This window comes from Methanobacterium lacus (assembly GCF_000191585.1).
Taxonomy (GTDB): domain Archaea; phylum Methanobacteriota; class Methanobacteria; order Methanobacteriales; family Methanobacteriaceae; genus Methanobacterium_B; species Methanobacterium_B lacus.
The window spans coordinates 155,398-177,943 of sequence record NC_015216.1 but is presented as its reverse complement, the minus strand read 5'-3'; the positions used below and the strand labels follow the sequence as shown (position 1 = coordinate 177,943).

The following is a 22,546-nucleotide window of genomic DNA, read 5'->3' as shown; positions in this document are numbered from 1 at the left end:
CATATTCTAATCTCCAAAAAATTTAGAAATCTCTCTTAATGTTTCCCCGAATATCTCAATTTCTTCTACGGTGTTGTAGTAGTGTACAGATGCCCTTACTGTTCCTCCCAGTTCATAAGCACCCATATGACGGATAGCCGGAATTGCACAGTGATGTCCACTTCTAACACATATACCCTTGACTTCATCAAGTATTTTAGCTACATCGTGTGCATTCACACCATCTATATTGAAGGCAACTATCCCATAAATATTTTCTGGACTTCCATAGACTATAGTATTTTCTATATCATTTACTTCCTTGAACAGTTTGGCAGTTAGCTTTTTGCTGTGATTCTGGATTTTTTCCATTCCAATCCTTTCCAAATAATCTACAGCAGTTCCAAGTCCAATTACCCCTGCAATATTCTGAGTTCCCCCTTCAAATCTTGCAGGAACAGTTTCCAATGTAAAATCTGATTCAGTTACATCCAGAACTGTGCCTCCACCGTAGTTTGTTGGCTCTAAATCTTCAGATATTTCCTGATTACAGTACAGAAATCCTGTTCCAATTGGACCAAGCAAACCTTTATGTCCTGGAACCGAAACAAAATCTGCTTTGATATCTTTCACATCCAATGGCATGTGCCCTGCAGACTGGGCCGCATCTACGAGATATAAAACATCATTTTCATCTGCAATTTCGCCAATTTCTTTGATAGGTTGTACCGATCCAATTGCATTTGACACATGGGTGGTTGTAATTAATTTGGTGTTGGCATCAACTGCATCCAAAACATCGGAATGATCAATTATACCATACTCGTCAGCCTCAACAAGTTTCAGATTGACTCCTTTTTTCCTTAAATTTAACCAAGGAACGAAGTTTGAGTGATGTTCTATGTTGGGCACCACCACTGAGTCTCCCTTCTTGAAGTTCAACCCATTTGCAACCAAGTTAATTGCTTCTGTGGTGTTCTTGGTGAAAATTATCTCAGAGGGTTTGCTTCCAACAAATTTTGAAATTCGTTTTCTTGAGCTTTCAAATTCTTTAGTGGCCCTAACAGCAAGGTTGTAAGCACCTCGGCCTGTATTTGTGTTGTAGTTGTAGAAGTAATTGCACATCGACTCAACTACTGGTTTTGGGGTGGGAGTCGTGCTCGCAGCATCCAGGTAAATTACGTCTTCGAGCAAAGGAATATCTGCTCGTATATTAATATCTACACCATTTTCCATGTTTATGCTCCAATTATTAGCTTTAGTAAATGTACACCCATCATCATAATTTTATGATCTCTGGTTAATATAGAATATTCTAATAGAATGTTAACTATTGTTATATGTTGTTATATATAATCTGTTAAATTAAAAAAATTTTCAATAAAAATAAAAAAATAAAATAAATAGAGGTTGGTTCAAAAACTATTCATAACGCTTCTAATTTAGAACGAACCTCTTCTGCCATTTCCATTGTAGACGATTCTCCGCCAAGATCTTTGGTCACGACTTTCCCTTCATCTAAAACCTTTAAAAGGGCGTTTTCAAGTCTTCTAGCCTCATCATATTCATCAAGATATTCCAACATCAAAACAGCAGATAGGATCATTGCAGAAGGATTTGCTAATCCTTTACCTGCTATGTCTGGAGCAGAACCGTGGACAGGCTCAAATAATCCATTTGTTTCACCTATATTTGCGGAGGGTATTAAGCCCAAACCCCCAACAAGTCCTGCACCTTCATCTGACAAGATATCTCCATAAAGATTGGTGGTTACAACCACATCAAACATCTGGGGTTGGGTTATAAAGAACATTGCTGTTGCATCCACGTACCTATCATCGGTTTCAATGTGGCTGAAGTTTTCAGCAACTTTGTAAAAGCTGTCTTTGAAAACTCCATCTGTTTTTTTCAAGACGTTTGCCTTATGAACAGCTGTAACTTTACTTCTAGCTGTTTTTTCAGCGTATTCAAATGCAAATTTACATATTCTCTCAGAAGCTGCCTTGGTGATCACACGGGTTGCTGTTGCACCATCTTGAGTGTACTCTTCCAGCCCAGAGTAAAGACCCTCAGTGTTCTCCCTTACAATAACAAAGTCAAGGCCCTCAAACAGATATTTGGTTCCAGGATAGGATTTCACTGGCCTTAAATTCACGTATAAATCCAATTCTTTTCTTAATTTAACTATTACATCTGCTGCTGTTTCTCCTGCAGCCCCAAATAAACAGGCCTGAGATTGTTTAACCAGGTTCACTGTTTCTTCAGAAAGAGGTATTCCTGTTTTTTCAGCGTACTCATCACCTGCATCTGCAAAACTGTATTCAAAATCTACATTGGAGGATTCGAGAACATGCAATGTGGCCTCCATAACCTCTTTTCCTATTCCATCACCAGGTATTACTGCTATTTTGTACATATCCCACACCTTCATCTAAAATACTCATTACTCACATGATTTAATATTTTTATGAAAACTAAAGGATAATTATCCCTTAATTTCTCCAATATGATTTTTAAGATAATTTATTAAACCGCCCTCGTTCATTATTCCCAGCATAAACACTGGAAGTGGTTTAATTTCAAATTCTTCTGAAGTATCCAAATCTTTCAAAATTCCTTTATCCACATCTATTTCTATTATATCTCCCTCTGAAACACTCTTAGACACATTTTTTGCTTCAATTAATGGCAGACCTATGTTTATGGAGTTTCTGTAGAATATTCGGGCAAAGGATTCTGCAACTACGGCTGCTACTCCTGCACCTTTGATTGCAATTGGGGCATGTTCCCTCGAGGATCCGCATCCAAAGTTCTTTCCTGCAACAATGATATCCCCTTCAGACACCTTCTCGGAGAAATCAGGATCACATCCCTCCATAACACATGCTGCTAATTCCTTTTCATCCCTCAAAACCAGATATCTTCCAGGTATTATAATATCTGTATCGACATCGTCACCAAATTTCCAGACTTTTCCTTTCATTCAAACACCTATCTTTAGTTTTATTTATTAGCTCATTATTTTGGATCTGTTATTTTTCCTGTTACTGCTGATGCTGCTGCAACCGCTGCAGAGCTTAGGTAAACTTCAGCTTCTGGACTTCCTTGTCTTCCCTTGAAGTTTCTGTTGGAAGTTGAAAGGCTAACCTCTCCAGGTCCAATGAGTCCAACATGGCCCCCTAGGCAAGGTCCACAACAAGGATTACACACCAGTGCTCCAGCATCCACAAAGGTTCTTAAAAGTCCTTCGTCCAATGCCTTCGTATAAATTTCCCTTGATGCCGGAATTACAAGCATTCGAACGCCTCTGGCAACTTCTTTTCCCTTCATGATCTTGGCTGCTGTCCTCAGATCACTTATTCTTCCATTGGTACAAGATCCCAGGAAGATCTGATCGATGTGTGTGCCTTCAACTTCTGAAACAGGTTTTACATTATCAACGTTATGTGGACACGCAATTTGCGGTTCAAGATCATCAACATTGATATGTACAGTTTCCAAAGATTCTGCATCGTTGTCTGTTTTCATTATTTCATAGTTTTTGGTTGTTCTTCCCTTGAGGTAGTTTATGGTCTTTTGATCCGGTTCAACCAGCCCAGTTTTACCTCCCATTTCAATGGCCATGTTGCACATTACCATCCTATCTGATATTGACATGGCACTGGTTACTTCTCCACCGAATTCACATGCCTTGTAGGTTGCACCATCAGCACCGACTTTTCCTATTATGTTGAGTACCACGTCTTTTGCAAAGACATTGTCCTTCAGTTTACCTGTTATATCAAATTTAATTGTTTCTGGTATCTTGAACCATAGTTTTCCCGTAGCAAATACCATGGCCATATCAGTTGATCCAATACCCGTTGAAAATGCACCTAAGGCACCATGTGTACATGTGTGGGAATCAGTCCCCACAATCACTTCTCCTGGAACAACGTGTCCCTTTTCAGGGAGTACTTGATGACAAACTCCTTCTCTAACATCGTAGAAGTTGTTAATTTTTTGTTCTTCCACGAATTTTCTCATGATCATGTGATTTCCCACGGCATCTAGAGAATCTGCTGGAACTTGATGATCAAAAACTACCACAATTTTTTCAGGGTCCCAAACATCCTCCACACCTATTTTCTCAAATGATTCAACTGATAATGGTCCAGTTAAATCATGAGTCATGGCTACATCTATGTTCGCCATCACGATCTCCCCTGCTTCTACAACGCTTTTATCTGACGCTTTTGCCAGTATTTTTTCTGCCATGGTCATTCCCATCTATAATTCCTCCTAACATCAATTTATCATTAAATCAGCTGATTTGGTTGATTTTATTTACAATTTCTATGAATTTTTCGACTTCATTCTGGTCCAGTATGGTCAATATTTTCTTTATGGTGTTCCTGTGAACCTGTTTATGCATTTGCATGATCTTATCTCCTTTATCAGTGAGCTTCAGGAAATAAAACCGTTTATCTGCATCAGATTGTATTTTAAGAACTATATTTTGTTCAATTAGTTGATTTACAGCTATAGAAACTGTTGATTTTTTCAGATCAAGCATTCTGGATATTTCTGAAATACTGATATTTTCATTTTTATCAATCAATTCAATGTAGTAAAGTTGTCTGAGTGTGTATTTCTTTAATTCACCAGTTAATAGCTCCGTTTGAAATTTTTGCATGATGTTTGCAAGTTTATCCATTGATTCTACAATTTCGAGCTCCTGATTCATTTTCTTTAATCCTCCACAGAATATATAGTTTTATCTAACTAACTATTATAAAAATGTTTAGATGAGGATTGTAATAACTTATTTTAAACAAATAATACAAAATTATATTGAATACATATTGATATATAATGATAAGAAATATTTGAGTGAGGGAGCCAAATGAGCCAGGAAATTAGCCAGGAAATTAAGAGCGAATATGAAAAGATTAAGGATAAAATCTCATACGATGATTTCTTAAAAAAAATGGAAGAAAGAAAGCATGATTATGAAGATGTGAGCTTCATGAGCGAGCTTGATATAGCTCGTACAATCATTGGAGAATATATTAATGAGGAGAATAAGCCTTTATCTGAAGCAAACGAGGCACATAAAATAACAGAACTCCAAACAGGTAGCGACAACATCAGTGTTACCGGGAGAATAATGCATATTTCAAACGTTAAAAAATTCACCAGCAAGAAGGGCAGGGAAGGTAAGCTTGCCAACATGATAATAACAGATGACACCGGTGAAATTCGTGTTGTTCTTTGGACTGAAAATATTAAATTCCTGAAAAAAGTGACAGAAGGAGACGTAATAAAAATAAACAATGCTGAAGTCAAACAGGGATTCCGGGAAGATGAATTGCACATGAAATTGGATTCAAACATTCAAAAACTCGACAGCGAAGAGTATGAGTCCTTCCCAAAATATGATGATAAAATAACTGATATCAAAGACATTCAAGGCGAAAGTCAAGTAAATGTAATCGCAAGAATTGTCAGAATCCCCAGAGTAAGGACTTTTGACAAAAATGGAAAGGAAGGAAAGGTTTTATCCATGGAGATTCAGGATAAAACTGGCAAAACTCAGTTCACTCTCTGGAACAACGACACAAATCTTGTTAAAGATTTAGATCTCAAAGAGGGAGATTCAATAAAAATACTCGGTGCCCTTGGAAGAACAAGAGACGGCGAAGTTTCATTAACACACTCATGGATTGGAAGAATGATCAAAGGAGATTTTGATCTCCCAGAATACTCAGAAAAAATCCTAAAAATTGGTGACGCCCATGAAATGCGAGATATAACAGTTATTGGAATAATATGCAAAGTATACGATACAATAACCTTCATGAGGAATGATGAAAGCACAGGGCAGGTTCGATCTCTAGAGATGGAGGATGATACTGGATCCATAAGGATAACGCTGTGGAACGATGATGCAAACATGGAAATCGAAAAGGGAAACATCATCAAAATAATCGGAGGAAATATTGAGTTTGATGAATATTCCGGTACCGACTACAGAATAAACACCAATTGGAACACTAAACTAATTATCAATCCTGAAATTGACCCTGATTTAAGCAAAAAGCTTCAAGAGTGTGGAAAATATTTGAAGCCTCTTAAAATAGCAGCAATTCATGAGATGGATGAAGAAGGAGAAGAGATCGATGTGGTTGGTAGAATTGTTAAAACCTACGATCCAAGTGAATTCAATAGGGACGACGGAACCACCGGGAAAGTTAGGACAGTTGAGATCGGAGATGGTACTGGAGTAATAAGATCATCCTTCTGGGATGATAAAGCAGATTTTGCTTTTAACGAAGGAAAACCAATTAAAATTGAAAACGCCAGAACTCGGCTGGGTAACTACAACATGGATCTGAGCATTGGCAAAACAGCAAGAATAGTTGATCCTACTCCAGAAGAGATCGAAGCCCTTCCAAGTATGAACGAAATAGAAGACTCACTCTACTCCACCAAAACCATAAGCCAATTGAATGAAGATGAAAGAAACGTTAGAATAGTTGGAAGAGTGGTTAACCTTTACGATCCAAATGAATTCCAAAGGGGAGATGGAACTAACGGTCTGGTTAGAACAGTAGAAATAGCTGATGGTACTGGAGTTTTAAGATCTTCATTCTGGGATGATAAAGCAGAAATGTCACTGAACACAGGAGACGCCATAAAAATTGAAAATCCCCGTATAAGCATGCGCGATGACCATCTAGAAATTAGTGTCGGCAGAAACACCTTAGTTACCAAGGCAACAGTAGATGAATCTGAAAAACTCCCCTCCTTTGATGATATAAAGGAAATGATCTACAAAACCAAGAAGATCGATGATATTGAAGAAGAAGACAGGAACATAAAGGTAACTGGAGAAATCACTGAAGCCTATGGAAACAGAATCCTGTACGAAATGTGCCCCAACTGTAACAAAAGGTTGACACTTATAGACAACTCCTACGAATGTGAAATCTGTGGTGAAGAAATCGAAGAACCTAGGTACTTGATGATAGTTCCATGTGTGATTGAAGACAGTACAGGAACAATGAGGGTTACATTTTTCAGCGCAGCTGCAGAGGAACTAGTTGGAATGAAAATCAATGAAGTCATAGATGTCATCCAAAAAACTGGAGATGAAGGATCACTTGAAGATAAAGTCTCAGAACTTGTTGGACACGAAATCACTGTGATTGCGGATGCCAGTTTCGATGAGTACAACGAAGAAATCAGGCTCAATGCCAAAAAACTGGTGGATATAAAATTATAATAATTAAATCCACCTACTACAAACATGTTAACATACCACTTTGAACCAGTCAACTGATCTTCAAAATGGATATAAGATTAAAAATAATGTACTATAATCTACAATTGTTGAATATTTGTTTAGTTCATTAAATAACTTATTTAAATATAATAAATGCTTAAAGGAGATTGAAATGGTAGAACTTGAAGAATTACCAAATGTAGGGGAAAAAACTGCTCAAAAATTAAGAGATGCTGGTTTTGCAGATATGATGAGGCTCGCAACAGCAACTGCTAAAGAATTGAGTGTTAAAGCTGAAATAGGTGAAGGAGTAGCTGAAAAAGTAATTGAAGCTGCGAGGAAGTCTGAACAAATCGACTTTGAAACTGCCATGGATGTTATGGAAAGAAGGAAGGACGTCGGAAGAGTAACCACCGGAAGTACAGGACTCGATGAACTCATAGGAGGAGGAATTGAAACTCAATCCATAACCGAAGTTTTTGGAGAATTTGGTTCTGGAAAAAGTCAGATCTCCCACGAACTTGCAGTTACTGTACAGCTACCCCCTGAAAAAGGAGGTTTAGGTGGACAGTGCGTATTCATCGATACAGAAAACACCTTCAGACCAGAAAGGATAAAACAAATAGCTGAAGGATTTGAACTCGACGTAGAGGAAGTGCTTACCAATATTCATATTGCAAGGGCATTCAACTCAAGCCATCAGATTTTAATGGCAGATAAAGTCAATGAATTGATTCAAAGCGGTGCAAATATTAAACTTGTCATCGTAGATTCATTAACAGCCCACTTCCGTGCAGAATACGTTGGCAGGGAATCTTTAGCAACAAGGCAACAAAAATTGAACCAACATTTGCATACCCTTTCAAACATAGCCAACACCTACAACGTTGCAGTTTTTGTAACAAACCAGGTGCAGTCCAAACCTGATGCATTTTTCGGTAGTCCCACAAAGGCTATTGGAGGACACGTCTTGGGTCACGCTGCAACCTATAGGATCTGGCTTAAAAAGGGTCTTGCTGGTAAAAGAATCGCCAGACTTGTTGACAGTCCGCACTTACCAGAAGGCGAAGCTGTATTCAAGGTGATTACAGAGGGAATTTCGGATTAATATTCCCATTTATTTTTTCTTTTTTAATTGATCCAAAATTTGCTAATATTATGATACGTTTTTAAATTTTTAATACAGAAAATGACAGGGTTATTTGAGATAAAATGAGTTCTACTGAAACAATTCTAGCCATCATTGTAATGATACTAATTGGATACTTTTCCAAAAAGATTGGCCTTCTTAAACCTGAAGATTCAACCACCCTCAACAAAATAGTAGTTAACATTGCCATACCTTCTTTGATATTTCTTGCAATGTATGGAGCGGATCTTTCAAACATTAACAGCCTGTTTCCAATCACAATTATCTGTTTAATAACAGGAACACTTTCAGGAACTGTGGTTTACCTCTTTGCCAGGTACAGAGGATACTCTAAAAAAACAAGGTGGACCATAGTAGGTACTTCGACTCTGTTTAATTCCGGTTTTTTAGGATATCCTGTTGTTTTAGGTGTTTACGGAAGTACTGGTTTGGTTCGAGCAGTTTTCTTTGATATGGGTTCGACAATTCTCTTTTTGTGCCTTGGAATTTTGTTCATCGTACTATTTGGAGGAAAGTACAGTTCAATCATTAAAAGAACTGTGTTGTTTCCGCCACTATGGGGAATAATACTGGGAATAGTAGTGAACCTCCTACATTTGAATATTGGGCCCCTCCCATTAGATGTGTTGAAATATCTAAGTGGTGCAGCCATTCCAATAATAATGATCTCCTTGGGTTTGTCGTTAGAAGTTGGAGGATTAAAAAATTACTTAGATGCCGCAACATTTGTTTCGACTGTTAGGCTGATCATCTCCCCAGCCATAGCATTCGTAATTGTTACTATTCTTGGATTCAGTTATATTAACAGCACAGTAACAGTTGTTGAAGCAGGAATGCCTTCAGCAATGTTGAGCCTAGTATTGGCAGCCAGTTACGATTTAGATGTTAAAGCTGCTGCTGCATGCATATTTATGAGCACTGTACTAAGCATGATAACTCTCCCTATATTGATCTACCTCCTCTAAATCCCATTTCAAGATAGAGTTAGTAAGATATCATGGTTCGATCCGCAAATATTATAAAGAGCCCATAACGCATTAAAATCTAAATTAATTCTTAATAATTGTTCTAATATAAATTAAATGCATTTATATTGTTATTATTTCATATTTAATTCCGTTTATCTCATTAGATATTTTAAGCTTGATTTAAAGATTTAATAGTGGTTATTAAATCAGATTAACCCTAAATATCTAGAAAGAGGAGTATAATACCTCTATTAAAAATAATAACAATTAGGGGTTTAATGAGACTCAAGTTGGGTCATGAATCTTTTTTATAAATATTTAAATATTTAAAAACTTAATCAGTAAATTAAGTAAGTACTAGAAGATTAGATCTGTTAAAAATACAGATAATTCTTTGAAAAATGTTCTAGTATATATACTTTGTATAAAAAAATAAATAGAAAACTTTATTTATCTAATTGATAGACCCTACACATTAAGGATAAGATAATCTATCATAGATTTATGGAATAGGTGATCTAATTGGCAGAAGAAAAAAATCAAGAAACAACCGAAAAACTAAAAGTCGGTGTATATGTTTGCCACTGTGGTGTTAACATTGGTGGTGTAGTAGACATAGAAGCCGTAAGAGATTATGCAGCAACACTTCCGGACGTAGAAGTAGCTGAAGAGTACAAATACTTCTGTTCAGACCCAGGTCAGGAAATGATACAGAAGGATATCAAAGAGAAGGGTTTAAACAGAGTTGTAGTAGCAGCATGTTCACCAAGGCTCCACGAACCAACATTCAGGAGAGCTGTTAAAGAAGCAGGACTAAACCCATTCCTGTTCGAATTTGCAAACTTAAGAGAACACGATTCATGGGTTCACCAGAATGAACCTGAAGCAGCAACAGAAAAAGCCAAAGACTTAGTCAGAATGGCAGTTGCAAAGGCAAGATTACTAGAACCTCTAATAGCAGAAACTGTTTCTGTAGATAACAAAGCAATGGTTATTGGTGGTGGAGTTGCTGGTATTCAGTCCGCACTCGATTTAGCTGATATGGGATTCAAAACTTACCTAATTGAAAAACAGCCTACCATTGGTGGAAGGATGGCCCAGCTGGACAAAACATTCCCAACATTGGATTGTTCCATGTGTATTCTAGCACCTAAGATGGTGGATTGTGGTAAACACGAAAACATCGAGCTAATTTCCTACGCTGAAGTTAAAGGATTGGAAGGTTACATAGGTAACTTCAAGGTTACAGTGGAAAAGAAGCCACGTTACATAGATGAATCTGTGTGTACTGGATGTGGAAGCTGTACAGAAGTTTGTCCAATAGAAATACCAAACTACTTCGATGAAGGTGTTGGAATGGTTAAAGCAACCTACATTCCGTTCCCTCAGGCAGTACCACTATGTGCAACCATAGACAAGGACTACTGTATCGAATGTAAACTCTGTGACCAAGTATGTGGTAACGGTGCAATCAAACACGATCAGGAACCAGAAACCATCGAACTCGAAGTTGGTACCATTATCGTTGCAACAGGTTATGACCCATACGACCCAACAGAAAAAACTGAATGGGCTTACGGATCTGCTGAAAACGTAATCACCGGTCTAGAACTGGAAAGATTCATAAACGCATCAGGACCTACACAGGGACATGTTTTAAAACCTTCAGACGGTGGACATCCTAAGAGCGTTGCATTCATCCAGTGTGTTGGATCCAGGGATGAACAGATTGGTAAACCATACTGTTCCAGGGTCTGCTGTATGTACGCAATGAAAAATGCTCAGCTTATCATAGACCACGAACCTGACACCGAAGTAACCATATACTACATGGATATTAGGGCATTCGGTAAAGGATTCGAAGAATTTTACAAAACATCCCAAGAAAAGTATGGTATCAAATTTGTCAGAGGTCGACCAGCAGCAGTCATGGAAAACCCTGATAAAACACTAACCATCAGGGCAGAAGACACCCTACTTGGAAAAGTCACAGAATACGACTACGACATGGTAGTACTATCAGTCGGTCTACAGCCACCAGAAGGTGCTGAAACACTCAGACAGACCTTGACCCTATCAAGAAGTGCAGACGGTTTCCTTATGGAAGCTCACCCTAAACTCAGGCCTGTTGACACATTAACAGACGGTATATACCTAGCAGGTGTTGCTCAGGGACCTAAAGATATTCCTGACGCAGTAGCACAAGCATCTGGTGCAGCAGCAAGAGCAGCAATACCAATGGTTAAAGGTGAAGTGGAAATTGAACCAATCATTGCTTTAGTCGACGAAGATGTCTGTGGTGGATGCGAAGTATGTATAGACCTATGCCCATACGGTGCAGTTGAAAGAATAGATGAGAAAGCTCACATCAACGTTGCACTATGTAAAGGATGCGGAACATGTGTTGGTGCATGCCCATCTGGAGCACTAGATCAGCAGCACTTCAAAACCAGCCAGATATTTGCTCAGATTGAAGCTGCAATGAACGGCGGAAAATAAGGTTTTAAACCTTATTTCTTTTTATTTTATTTTTAATTTAAATAATCATTAATCAAATTATATTAAGCTAATTTTATCCTATTAAATCAGATTATCCTGCTATTTTTAGAAATTACTGTTCAATAACCAAATCATAAAAAATTTTAGTTTTAAATCCAACTAGATAATTGGTGATCAGCATGTATCAAAAAATGGGATCAGAACTAAAAGAAATTTTAAAACTTGAAAGGGAAGCTGTAGCAATAAAATGGTTTCTAAGGGAACCCAAGGATATAAAAAAAGAATCAGAACCATCTAGATTTTGTACCAAACTAGATAAAGCATCGAAGGGAGAAATTTTCTATTCCACAATGGAAGAAGAAAGTTGTATGGGAGGATTAAGGTACAGCGGAATGAAAGATCGAAAAGAACTTCCAAAAAACATGCAAAGCGGTTCCTTCCTTGTACCTGCAGGTGTTTATAAAAGCATACCAGCCGTACAAAGATCATGGCAAAATAACAAGGCCATCGATGCAGGAATATTCACTGCCATACTATTTTCACCCTTGGTAAATGCCGACTTTATCCCGGATATTGTATTTATCATCTCTAACTCTGAACAAGCCATGATGGTACTCCATGCAAATGCCTATGATTCAGGTTCCCATGGTTTGGGTGCTGATTCCTGCCCGATATGTAGTTCAATGGCAGCAATTCCCTACTTGACAGGTAAAGTAACCTACGGATTTGGAGATATTGGTTCTAGAAATAACATGGAATTGAAACCAGATGATGTTATGGTAACTATACCCGGAGCAGAACTAGAAAGAATTCTAGCCAATCTAAAGGACATGCAAACCAAAACATTTTTTAAGAAAAATTAATAAAATTTTTTTTATTCACTAGTGCAAACAAGAAAGTTTGAAAGTATTTATAGTGATTCATTTTATACATTAGATCAATAAAGCTACTTAACCAATTACGTTGTTTTGGAGGATAATTAATGAATAATGAAGAATATGCTCTTAAAATTAAAGAAATTACTAAAGAGCACCATAACTGGATGGAAAATAGTATCAATCTCATAGCAAGTGAAAACATTACAAGTACAAGTGTTAGAGAAGCACTTGCCTCTGATCTATCACACAGATACGCTGAAGGCCTATCCGGATGTAGACTCTACGAAGGTTGTAAATACGTTGATGAAATAGAAGATATCACCGTAGATCTTTCAAAAAAGATTTTTAAAGCAGAACATGCAAATGTTCAGCCAATATCTGGTGTGACTGCCAACATGGCATCGTTCTTTGCACTTGCAAAACACGGCGACCCTATGATGGCACTAGAAGTACCTGTAGGAGGACATATCAGTCATGCGTCCGTAAGTGCTGCAGGAATTAGGGGTCTTAAAGTATCTCCACATCCCTTTGATGAAGCTAAGATGAATATAGATGCCGATGCAATGAAAAAGGACATTCTAGAAAAAAAACCTAAAATAGTTCTTCTGGGAGGAAGTCTTTTCCTGTTCCCACATCCTGTTGAAGAAGCCAGAGAAGCTGCCGACGAAGTCGGTGCTAAAGTAATGTACGATGGAGCCCATGTACTGGGTTTAATTGCTGGAGGATGCTTCCAGGATCCACTCAAAGAGGGAGCTGACCTCCTTGTTGGAAGTACACATAAAACATTCCCAGGGCCACAAGGTGGAATAATTCTCTGTAAAGAAGATATTGCACACAAAATTGATGATGCTGTGTTTCCAGGAGTCGTGAGTAACCATCACCTCCATCACCTAGCAGCACTCGGTATTGCAACTGCAGAAATGCTAGAATTTGGTAGTGCCTACTCCAAACAGATCATTAAAAATGCTAAAGCCCTTGCTCAAGAACTATACGAACTTGGATTCAACGTACTATGCGAAGATCAAGGATTCACTGAATCCCATCAACTTGCAATGGATGTTTCAAACATTGGAAGAGCAGCAAAATTGGCTAAGGACCTCGAAGCAAACAACGTCATATTAAACAAGAACCTTTTCCCATGGGATGATGTCAATCGTTCTGATGATCCATCAGGTATACGTATTGGTACACAAGAAATAACCAGACGCGGGTTAAAAGAAGCTGAAATGGCAGAAATAGCTCAGTTCATCAAAAAGGTTACTGTTGACGGTAAAAACGTTGAAGAAGAAGTTACTGAATTTATAAAACAGTACAACACTGTAAAATATGCATTTAAAGAAGATGAAGCCTACAACTATGTAGACTTCTGATTCAAATTTTTTAACTATTTTTAGAGGAGAATATCATGAGGATAGCTTGGGGATTTACTGGTGCAGGTCATCTACTTAAAGAAAGTGTTGATGCTCTGGTTAAACTTTCAAAGGATCATGAAGTTACTGTCATGACTTCTGGTGCAGGCGAAGAAGTTCTTAAAATGTACGGACTTTTTGAAACTGTAAAAAATTTAACAGGAGGAAAGTACAGGGAACTAGTATTGGAATCTGATCAGAGGGAAAGTTACCCTATGACCGGGAGATTTTCCCTCGCAACCTATGAATTGCTTGTTGTTTCTCCTGCAACTTCCAACACCATTGCTAAAATTGTGAATGGCATTGCAGATAGTTTAATTACAAATGCAGTAGCTCAGGCAGGTAAAGGTAAAGTTAAAACCTATATTGTACCTGTTGATCTTGAATCCGGTGATGTTGAAACTATTTTACCTTCAAAGCTCGAACTTGAAACGTGCAAAAATTGTGAGCCTTGTCAAGCTGCAGCAGCATGCCCACAAGATGCCATAACCCCCGGTGTCGAGATTAATTTGCTTAAATGCGAAGGCTGTGGTACTTGTCAAACAGCCTGTCCATTCAACGCAGTGACAGGCGGTAAAATTATCACCATCCATATGCGGGAAATCGACGTCGAGAATACTTCCAAATTGAATAATATTGAAGGAATTAATATTTTAAGCCATCCTAAAGAGTTAAATAACGTTTTATAAGTCTGAGATTTTTATTTTAACTATTTTTTTTTAGTGTTTCCACAACTCATACGCATTTCTTTTTGTTGATAAGAATTTCAATTGTCAAATTATTAATGAAAGTTTCACCAAATATATTGATAACATACATTTGTTGTTTACTTGAGGTGATCCAATGACAGAAGGAAAAAGAATAGATTTTTTGGTGGAAGAACTTCAAAATGATGATTGGGTTGTGCGGGAAGATGCTGCGGAACTTCTTGCAGAAATAGGAGATCCAAGAGCAGTTGATCCTCTGATCAAGACGTTGAAAGATGATGATTGGCATGTAAGGGAAGCTGCTGCCCTTTCTTTAGCTGTGTTTGCCGAGCCGAAATCCTTAGATCCCCTCACGGAACTCATGAAAGATGAGAAGGCCAGTGTTCGCTACGCTGCAGCTATAGGTCTTTCTTCCATTGCAGATCCCAGGTCCTGCGAAGTACTTAAAAAAGCTTTAGAAGATGAAAGTCCAGTTGTTCAAAGAGTTGCAAAGGTGGGTATCGAAGCCATAAAAAGAAAATAAAAATTTTAATTATCACTCATCAATATTTAACGCTGTAACTAATGTACATGAAGAGAACACCCAATATAATCCATATTATGGAGTTTAAAGTTGTAAGTTCTAACTGAGGATATAAAAATCCCAAGATTCCAGATACAAATAGGAATATTCCTGCAGCGTACAGAACAATCTTCCTTAATTTAGTTCCGTGAGCCAATCCTAGGAAAACAGCTCCTAAAACTGCCCAGACAACGGATGTGAAAAGTGATAAACCTAAACTGGGTAGTAATATACCTACTATTCCAGATATAAGTAAAAATATACCTGCAATGTATATCACGAACTGTCTATTTTGTGGTTTCATAAAAATCCTATCACTTCAATGTATTTAAATTTTCTTGTTTGGCTCATCTTTTATTTCTGAGTTTGAACTTTGAAGGTTCAGTACTGTTATCTCAGGCGGACAGTTAATACGTATCCAAAATACGTTGGTACCCAATCCCCTGTTGGTGTACTGCACCATGTCACCAACGTCGTACTTTCCTAAGGGATATTTTTTAAATTCAGACCCTCTAAATGGTGTTCCCACTCCCGGGATGATCATCTGACCACCATGAGAATGTCCAGATAGTTGCAGACTGAACCTACCTGTCGCAGCACTGACATCAGCAAAATCAGGTTCGTGGGCCAGTAGTATGGCTGGTCCAGATTCGGGTAACTTGTTTAAAACTGCATTTAAATCGTGTTTATCAAGGGTGACACTATCAATGCCAGCAATGTTAAGCTGAGCATCTCCTCGTTTAATGGTATAAACATCATTTTCAAGTTCAATTATACCTGTTTCTTTCATTACCTTCCTTATTTCATCGGCACCAATCCAATGGTCATGATTTCCAAGCACTGCCAACGTTGCATCCTTGGGTTTAAGATTTTTAAGGTATCTTAACATATCAAGTATTGGTTCGTTGACTACGTAGGACACAGAATCTCCAGTTATTGCCACAATATCTGGCTTTTGTTTGTTTACCAGATTCACAACACCCTCAATCCGTTTGGCTGATATCCACTGACCTAGATGTATGTCGCTAATGTGTGCAATTTTGTAGTTGTTGAATTCAGGATCAAGACCGTTAACATGCACAGTTACTGGTACAATTTCAAAATCCCTTGCATCAAATTCATGGATTCCAAGCTTATCTCTAACACCTGACATGGCAGTTTGCATCTTTTGTCTTAAATAAAGTGCCCTAATATGGGGATTTGTTTCTTTCATGGCATCCTCATCATAGTTCCTATTATTTCTGAAATTTTCAGATGATCAATCCTCTAACAAACTCGTAAGGTAAACTGTCATCTCTATTTCTTCCCTTGCAACAAAGTCATCACTTCTAAATTTGGCTGCTTCACTTCCGAAGGGAAAATATTTCTTTTCAAAATGAGTTGTTATGAATAGTTGACCCTCTTTTATTTCAACGGTCCCCTCAACCTTAGATTTGAGTTTTTTCTGTTCTTCTTCACTCAATTCCTTGACCCTGTATACAACGTAGTAATCCCCTGCATCGTTTCCAAAATCATATACTTCGACCAGCATTTGATCCTCCAATAATCTAATATTTTTTTTGAAAAGTAAATTGACTTGGTTAAATTTTGTTTTTTCTGGTTGTAATTTTTTTATACACATTCGAGTGTGAAGTCCAGATCGTCTCCTAGTTCCAAATCAAATTTTTTTATGGATCCCTTTTCGAGTTCTATGACGTATTTTGCTGGAGCTCGGGGTGTGTAGGTTTTCCAAGGATCTACAGTGACCATATCAACTACTTTCCTATCAGAATCTGCGAACACTATGTCCAGTGGAAAACGCATGAAAAACATGTGGATGGCAGAACCATGTCTGCTCCGGCTTTGTGGAAGTTTAAGGAGCATTCCCTTGCCTACTTTCTTTCTCAACATTAATCCCATAAATCTGGAAAAGAAACTGTCAGCTACCTCTACTTTCCCAATTTTAGTTCCCTTAGTTAGGTTTACTATTAAAATTTCTTTCAATTTCCTTGCCCCTTTAGTATGTTTAAATTATGGATCTCGATAACATTTTTTTTAGAAAATATCCCAATTAACCTATTTATTTTAATAGTTAATTTGTTGCCCATTATTTTATAAATTTAGGTCTTATTCCTCCAATTTTTTTATCAAAATGTTAGGTTCCCATGTTTTCAGAATTTCTATCCATTGGGCGGGTAAAGTATCTGCCATCAGTTGTTTATTTTTGGATGGATCATTTTTTATATCAGTTGCTTCAAATGGCATACATTAAACATCATCCTCTTGGAAATGTTTATTATTTTATCGATGCCCCCGATAAAAGTGCACGTTGTTATTGGCGTATCCAATGGGGATAATTTTAAAACTTTTAATATTATAATGGAGGCCGTTTATGAGGAATATTATTATAAAAGAGCTTATTCAAAAGCCAATTGAAGAACAGGAAGTAGAAATTGTTGAAAGAAAGGGTATAGGTCATCCTGACAGTATAAGTGATGGAATTGCTGAATCTGTGAGCAGGGCACTCTGCCATGCTTACCTTGAAAATTTTGATGGAATATTACACCACAACACTGATGAAGTTCAAATTACAGCAGGAGAATCTGATCCACATTTCGGTGGCGGAGAAATAATAAAACCTATTGATATCCTTTTAACAGGTCGAGGAGTCGCAGAATTTGAGGGAAAAAAGATCGGTATTGATAGGATAGCAATCATGGCTGCCAAGAACTATCTGAAAGAAAACATAATAAATTTAGATGTTGAAAGTTCAGCAGTTGTGGAATGTAAGATTGGACATGGATCAGGAGACCTTGTCGATGTTTTCGGCAGAGATGGAATGCCTTCATCAAACGACACTTCATTCGGTGTGGGTTTTGCACCTTTCTCTGAAACAGAGAAAATTGTGATGGAAGTGGAAGAACTTCTAAATTCCAAGGACTTTAAAAAGAAGTATCCACAAGTCGGTGAAGATATCAAGGTCATGGGTCTGCGTGAAAACAACAAAATAACTCTCACAACCGCAGTTGCAATGGTTTCCAAATATGTCGACGGAAGAGACACCTACATAAACGTTAAAGAAGAGTTAAACGATATAATTACTGATCTTGCACAAAATAAAACTGAAAGAGAAGTTGAAACGTTTATTAACACAGGTGACGATGATAACAGCAAAACTGAAAAAGGTTACTACTTGACTGTTACAGGAACCTCTGCAGAGATGGGTGACGATGGATCAGTAGGCAGAGGAAACCGTGCAAACGGACTCATAACACCTAACAGGCCAATGTCCATGGAAGCTACATCCGGGAAGAATCCTATTAACCATGTTGGTAAAATTTACAATTTATTATCAAACAAGATGGCCGATCAGATCACCAGTGAAATTGATGGTATCCAACAGATACACATCATGATTTTAAGCCAAATAGGAAAGCCAATTGACCATCCAAAGGCTGCAAGTGCACAGATCATTGTGGAAGATGGATACTCAATTTCATCAGTACACAAAGATGTTCAAGGAGTAATGGATAACTGGCTTGAAGATATTGGTAAAATCACTGAAATGATGGTTAAAGGGAAAATAAGAACTTTCTAAACCATTATTTTTGTAGAATACGATTTTAAGTTTTTCACTTAAAATCTATTTTCCATAGCCCCATCTTAATTTATTGTTTTCTCAACACGTTTGATGCTGATTAAAGGGCTTGGACTATTTTATGCTTTTTTATCCTTGCATGGATTTGTTTAGGATTCTAATATATTTTTTTGTCAGCCATTCCAAAAATTTTGCATTGCTTGATTTATTAAACTATTTTATATTACAATGCACAAACTTAGATGTAAATCCTAATTATTGAAATTATAAAGGGGAGAATTATAATGCCTATTGAAGAGGCTAAACGCTCATACGAACCAAAAATTATCGAAGAAAATGTGCAGACGTTCTGGGATCAAAGAAAGATCTATGAAAGAACCAAGAAAATGAGGGAGAATAAACCTAAATACTCTTTTCTTGACGGACCACCGTACTGTAGTGGAAAAATACACCTTGGAACTGCTTGGAATAAAATTATCAAAGACACCTACCTCCGTTATAAAAGCATGGAAGGATTCAATATAAGAAGACAAGCAGGTTGGGATACTCATGGCCTTCCAATTGAACACAAAGTCGAAGGACTTCTTGGATTAAAGAGCAAGAAAGAAATCGAAGAAACCATTGGAATTGAAAATTTTGTTAATAAATGTAAGGAATTTGCAATTGAAAACAAAGGTCTCATGACCAAACAGTTTGAAATGTTAGGTGTTTGGATGGATTGGGACAATCCTTACGTGACATTCGACACCAAATACATGGAATCCAGCTGGTGGACACTCAAAAAGGCATATGAAAAGGACCTGCTTATCAAAGACAAAAGGGTCATAACATGGTGCCCTAGATGTGAAACAGCATTAGCAATGGCTGAAATTGATTATGAAGATAAAGAAGACCCATCAATCTACGTTAAGTTTCCATTAATGACACAGGAAAGTTCAGATTACACCATATACATACTTGTCTGGACAACCACCCCCTGGACTCTTCCAGCTAACATGGCAGTCAGTGTACATCCTGACTTTGATTATGCCTACGTTAAGGTAGGTTCTGATGTTTATATAATGGCCGAAGCCTTGGTTGAATCTGTTTTCAACAACTCGGAAAATGATTGTGACTGTGGCTGTGATGATGATACAACGTATGAAATACTAAAGGTGGTTAAGGGCTCAGAACTCGAGGGTTTAACGTACAAACATCCTTTAGTTGATGAAGTACCAGTACAGAAAGGATTTAAGCATACCATTGTTCCTGGTGATCATGTTATGTTAACAGAAGGAACTGGCTGTGTTCACACGGCGCCAGGTCACGGGCCTGACGATTTTGAAATCGGTAAAAAATATGGAATGCCAATTTTCTGTCCAGTTGATGAAGCAGGGCTCTTCATGGAAGATGCGGGTAAGTATCAGGGTGAATTTGTTAAAGATGCTGATCAAGAGATCATTGCAGATTTAGAGAGCCATAACCTTCTACTTAAAGCAACCACCATCAAACACCGGTATGGATTCTGCTGGAGATGTAAAACACCCATCATTTACCTTGCAACCAAACAATGGTTCCTGAAAATTACTGATATAAAGGATAAAATGTTATCAGAACTGGATAAGGTGGAATGGGTTCCTTCATGGGCTGGAGAAAATCGTTTCAGAAACTGGGTAGAAAATGCCAGGGATTGGACAATATCCAGACAGCGTTACTGGGGAATACCAATACCAATCTGGGAATGTGAAGATTGTGGAGAGATCACAGTAGTGGGTTCGATTTCAGAATTGAAGGAAAGGTTGATTGAAGGAAAACTCGATGGCGATTTCATTCACAGACCACATGTCGATGAGATAAGGATAGGCTGCGAATGTGGCGGTAAAATGAAACGAGTCCCTGATGTACTGGATGTGTGGATAGACTCCGGAGTAGCAGGTTGGGCTGCTTTACATTATCCTGAAGAAACAGAACTCTTCGATGAATGGTATCCATACGATTTCATAACAGAGGGCCATGATCAGACAAGAGGATGGTTCTACTCACAGTTGGGTTGTGGAGTGATTACCAACGACAGCACACCGTATAAAAAAGTGCTTATGCATGGATTTACCCTCGATGAAGAAGGTAAGAAAATGAGTAAGTCCCTTGGAAACGTTGTTGAACCTGAGGAAGTAATTGAACTTTACGGTGCTGATGTACTGAGGTTCTACCTTCTCTGGGGAAACAAACCATGGGAAGACCTTAAATTTGTTTGGGACGAACTAAAAAATGTTAATAAAATGTTCAACATCCTTTGGAATGTTTATGTCTTCTCAACCACTTACATGTCCATAGACAACTTCGATCCAACTGCATACACTCCTGAGGATGTTAAATTGAGGGATGAAGATCTTTGGATAACATCACGAGCCAATTCACTTGCAAAGGAAGTTACAGAATCCCTAGATTCACTACATTTCCACAAGGCCACCAGGGCAATAAACCATTTCATTCTAGAAGATCTTAGTAGATGGTACATCAGGTTAATTAGAGGAAGAACATGGATAGAAAAGGATGATCCAGACAAACTTGGAGCATACTATTCCCTTTACTATGCATTGAGACTTTTAATAGTAACAATGTCACCAATTGTACCTCATATCACAGAGGACATCTACCAAAATCTGGTTAGAAGTGTAGAAATGGATGCTCTAGAAAGTATTCATATGGAAGATTGGAGTTACAACGAAGAACTGATAGACGTTGAACTTGAATCTAACATGGAAGTAGTTCGAGAAATAATAGAAGCCTGTGCAAGGGCTCGTGACGCTGCACGTTACAAATTAAGATGGCCAGTCAAAGAAATAGTGATAGTATCCGAAGATAAAAAGGTTTTATCCGCTGCTCAATCCCTTAAAGGAGTAATAATGGAACAGGCCAATACAAAAGATGTTGTTTCCTCAAATAAGTTCGAAAATTTATCCATTAATGCCAGTCCCAACATGAAAACATTGGGCCCCAAACTCAGGCAGGATGTTCCGAAGGTGGCAGCCAAATTAGCCAGTGCAAGTGGATCAGAAATCCTTGAGATACTGGGATCCGATGGTGTTTACAAGGTAGAACTAGATGATAGAACTGTAGAACTATCTGAAGAAGACATTGTGTTCGAAACAGAACTCCCGGATAACATTGCAAGTTCTGATTTTGAAGGAGGTAACGTGTTTGTGAATACTGAATTAACACCAGAAATACTCTCTGAAGCAATGTCAAGGGAACTTATACGAAGAGTTCAGGACATGAGAAAAGATTTGGATCTCGATGTAGAAGCCAACATAGATGTTTATGTTGAATGTGACCCTGAATTCAAAGAACTTATAACAAGTTTCATGGAATTTATTTCCAACGAAGTAAGGGCAGAAAAATTCATATTTGAACAGGCAGAAGGAGATTACAAGAAAGAATGGAAAATTGAAGAGTATGAACTTCAAATAGCCATTAAAACCTTGTGAAACAAAAGTTTTTTCGAAATTTATGAAAAATGTGGACTTCCCAAGATATTATAATTATTGTGAAACAAAGGTTATCATAGAAA

Annotated in this window: 19 protein-coding genes; 10 read left to right on the top strand and 9 right to left on the bottom strand. The window is 37.7% G+C overall.

The genetic code is table 11. The annotated features are described in order from the left end of the window. Window positions 1-6: 6 nt before the first annotated feature. From METBO_RS00865 to METBO_RS00845, 5 genes are all read right to left on the bottom strand, one after another. Window positions 7-1,215: a cysteine desulfurase gene (locus METBO_RS00865; RefSeq protein ID WP_013643775.1), complete on the bottom strand. Its 1,209-nt coding sequence runs from the start codon at window positions 1,213-1,215 to the stop codon at window positions 7-9. 190 nt (window positions 1,216-1,405) lie between these two features. Beyond that, window positions 1,406-2,395, bottom strand: coding sequence for an isocitrate/isopropylmalate family dehydrogenase (locus METBO_RS00860; protein ID WP_144017501.1), 990 nt, complete (start codon window positions 2,393-2,395; stop codon window positions 1,406-1,408). Between the two features lie 69 nt (window positions 2,396-2,464). Next, the gene (locus METBO_RS00855) at window positions 2,465-2,962 is read right to left on the bottom strand and encodes a 3-isopropylmalate dehydratase small subunit (protein ID WP_013643773.1); all 498 of its coding nucleotides are present in this window, start codon (window positions 2,960-2,962) and stop codon (window positions 2,465-2,467) included. A 35-nt stretch (window positions 2,963-2,997) separates the two neighbouring features. Further along, window positions 2,998-4,248, bottom strand: a complete 1,251-nt coding sequence (hacA, locus tag METBO_RS00850; protein WP_013643772.1) for a homoaconitase large subunit — start codon at window positions 4,246-4,248, stop codon at window positions 2,998-3,000. 34 nt (window positions 4,249-4,282) lie between these two features. Then, entirely contained in the window at window positions 4,283-4,705 is a 423-nt protein-coding gene (locus tag METBO_RS00845) for a MarR family winged helix-turn-helix transcriptional regulator (RefSeq protein WP_013643771.1), read from the bottom strand. Between the two features lie 159 nt (window positions 4,706-4,864). Here METBO_RS00845 and METBO_RS00840 point away from each other — a divergent pair, with 159 nt between their 5' ends. From METBO_RS00840 to METBO_RS00805, 8 genes are all read left to right on the top strand, one after another. Then, window positions 4,865-7,246 carry an OB-fold nucleic acid binding domain-containing protein gene (locus METBO_RS00840; protein ID WP_013643770.1) on the top strand — a complete coding sequence of 794 codons (2,382 nt, stop codon included), beginning with the start codon at window positions 4,865-4,867 and terminating at the stop codon, window positions 7,244-7,246. A gap of 172 nt (window positions 7,247-7,418) precedes the next feature. Continuing rightward, window positions 7,419-8,354 (top strand): DNA repair and recombination protein RadA, encoded by a 936-nt coding sequence (radA, locus tag METBO_RS00835; protein ID WP_013643769.1) that lies wholly within the window; start codon window positions 7,419-7,421, stop codon window positions 8,352-8,354. A gap of 104 nt (window positions 8,355-8,458) precedes the next feature. Continuing rightward, the gene (locus METBO_RS00830; protein WP_013643768.1) at window positions 8,459-9,361 is read left to right on the top strand and encodes an AEC family transporter; all 903 of its coding nucleotides are present in this window, start codon (window positions 8,459-8,461) and stop codon (window positions 9,359-9,361) included. 525 nt (window positions 9,362-9,886) lie between these two features. Beyond that, a complete protein-coding gene (locus METBO_RS00825) occupies window positions 9,887-11,863 on the top strand; it encodes a CoB--CoM heterodisulfide reductase iron-sulfur subunit A family protein (protein ID WP_013643767.1) in 1,977 nt (658 codons plus the stop codon). Between the two features lie 179 nt (window positions 11,864-12,042). Continuing rightward, window positions 12,043-12,726, top strand: coding sequence for a DUF169 domain-containing protein (locus tag METBO_RS00820; RefSeq protein ID WP_013643766.1), 684 nt, complete (start codon window positions 12,043-12,045; stop codon window positions 12,724-12,726). Between the two features lie 119 nt (window positions 12,727-12,845). After that, window positions 12,846-14,111: a serine hydroxymethyltransferase gene (gene glyA, locus METBO_RS00815; protein ID WP_013643765.1), complete on the top strand. Its 1,266-nt coding sequence runs from the start codon at window positions 12,846-12,848 to the stop codon at window positions 14,109-14,111. Window positions 14,112-14,146: 35 nt separating this feature from the next. After that, window positions 14,147-14,839, top strand: coding sequence for a dihydromethanopterin reductase (acceptor) (locus METBO_RS00810; protein ID WP_013643764.1), 693 nt, complete (start codon window positions 14,147-14,149; stop codon window positions 14,837-14,839). Between the two features lie 154 nt (window positions 14,840-14,993). Next, complete coding sequence (locus METBO_RS00805) at window positions 14,994-15,380, top strand: HEAT repeat domain-containing protein (RefSeq protein ID WP_013643763.1); 387 nt, start codon at window positions 14,994-14,996, stop codon at window positions 15,378-15,380. Window positions 15,381-15,399: 19 nt separating this feature from the next. Here METBO_RS00805 and METBO_RS00800 read toward each other — a convergent pair whose 3' ends face one another. The 4 genes from METBO_RS00800 to METBO_RS00785 all read right to left on the bottom strand — a co-directional run bounded on the left by METBO_RS00800 (window position 15,400) and on the right by METBO_RS00785 (window position 17,402). Continuing rightward, window positions 15,400-15,723: a hypothetical protein gene (locus METBO_RS00800; protein WP_013643762.1), complete on the bottom strand. Its 324-nt coding sequence runs from the start codon at window positions 15,721-15,723 to the stop codon at window positions 15,400-15,402. 24 nt (window positions 15,724-15,747) lie between these two features. Beyond that, window positions 15,748-16,632, bottom strand: coding sequence for a metallophosphoesterase (locus METBO_RS00795; protein WP_013643761.1), 885 nt, complete (start codon window positions 16,630-16,632; stop codon window positions 15,748-15,750). Between the two features lie 45 nt (window positions 16,633-16,677). Further along, a complete protein-coding gene (locus METBO_RS00790; protein WP_013643760.1) occupies window positions 16,678-16,950 on the bottom strand; it encodes a DUF5750 family protein in 273 nt (90 codons plus the stop codon). A gap of 80 nt (window positions 16,951-17,030) precedes the next feature. Continuing rightward, window positions 17,031-17,402: a DUF192 domain-containing protein gene (locus METBO_RS00785; RefSeq protein WP_013643759.1), complete on the bottom strand. Its 372-nt coding sequence runs from the start codon at window positions 17,400-17,402 to the stop codon at window positions 17,031-17,033. 388 nt (window positions 17,403-17,790) lie between these two features. Here METBO_RS00785 and METBO_RS00780 point away from each other — a divergent pair, with 388 nt between their 5' ends. Both METBO_RS00780 and ileS read left to right on the top strand, forming a co-directional pair. After that, on the top strand, window positions 17,791-18,996 hold the full coding sequence (locus METBO_RS00780; RefSeq protein WP_013643758.1) for a methionine adenosyltransferase: 1,206 nt from the start codon (window positions 17,791-17,793) through the stop codon (window positions 18,994-18,996). Between the two features lie 284 nt (window positions 18,997-19,280). After that, complete coding sequence (gene ileS / locus METBO_RS00775) at window positions 19,281-22,463, top strand: isoleucine--tRNA ligase (protein ID WP_013643757.1); 3,183 nt, start codon at window positions 19,281-19,283, stop codon at window positions 22,461-22,463. Window positions 22,464-22,546 lie beyond the last annotated feature (83 nt).

Excerpts from the sequence above, each read along its gene's own strand:
- METBO_RS00780 (WP_013643758.1), top strand. The coding sequence starts at position 17,791 with ATGAGGAATATTATTATAAAAGAGCTTATTCAAAAGCCAATTGAAGAA.
- ileS (WP_013643757.1), top strand. The coding sequence starts at position 19,281 with ATGCCTATTGAAGAGGCTAAACGCTCATACGAACCAAAAATTATCGAA.
- METBO_RS00860 (WP_144017501.1), bottom strand. The coding sequence starts at position 2,395 with ATGTACAAAATAGCAGTAATACCTGGTGATGGAATAGGAAAAGAGGTT.
- METBO_RS00830 (WP_013643768.1), top strand. The coding sequence starts at position 8,459 with ATGAGTTCTACTGAAACAATTCTAGCCATCATTGTAATGATACTAATT.
- hacA (WP_013643772.1), bottom strand. The coding sequence starts at position 4,248 with ATGGGAATGACCATGGCAGAAAAAATACTGGCAAAAGCGTCAGATAAA.
- glyA (WP_013643765.1), top strand. The coding sequence starts at position 12,846 with ATGAATAATGAAGAATATGCTCTTAAAATTAAAGAAATTACTAAAGAG.
- METBO_RS00845 (WP_013643771.1), bottom strand. The coding sequence starts at position 4,705 with ATGAATCAGGAGCTCGAAATTGTAGAATCAATGGATAAACTTGCAAAC.
- METBO_RS00805 (WP_013643763.1), top strand. The coding sequence starts at position 14,994 with ATGACAGAAGGAAAAAGAATAGATTTTTTGGTGGAAGAACTTCAAAAT.
- radA (WP_013643769.1), top strand. The coding sequence starts at position 7,419 with ATGGTAGAACTTGAAGAATTACCAAATGTAGGGGAAAAAACTGCTCAA.
- METBO_RS00790 (WP_013643760.1), bottom strand. The coding sequence starts at position 16,950 with ATGCTGGTCGAAGTATATGATTTTGGAAACGATGCAGGGGATTACTAC.
- METBO_RS00795 (WP_013643761.1), bottom strand. The coding sequence starts at position 16,632 with ATGAAAGAAACAAATCCCCATATTAGGGCACTTTATTTAAGACAAAAG.
- METBO_RS00865 (WP_013643775.1), bottom strand. The coding sequence starts at position 1,215 with ATGGAAAATGGTGTAGATATTAATATACGAGCAGATATTCCTTTGCTC.
- METBO_RS00810 (WP_013643764.1), top strand. The coding sequence starts at position 14,147 with ATGAGGATAGCTTGGGGATTTACTGGTGCAGGTCATCTACTTAAAGAA.
- METBO_RS00800 (WP_013643762.1), bottom strand. The coding sequence starts at position 15,723 with ATGAAACCACAAAATAGACAGTTCGTGATATACATTGCAGGTATATTT.
- METBO_RS00840 (WP_013643770.1), top strand. The coding sequence starts at position 4,865 with ATGAGCCAGGAAATTAGCCAGGAAATTAAGAGCGAATATGAAAAGATT.
- METBO_RS00855 (WP_013643773.1), bottom strand. The coding sequence starts at position 2,962 with ATGAAAGGAAAAGTCTGGAAATTTGGTGACGATGTCGATACAGATATT.
- METBO_RS00820 (WP_013643766.1), top strand. The coding sequence starts at position 12,043 with ATGTATCAAAAAATGGGATCAGAACTAAAAGAAATTTTAAAACTTGAA.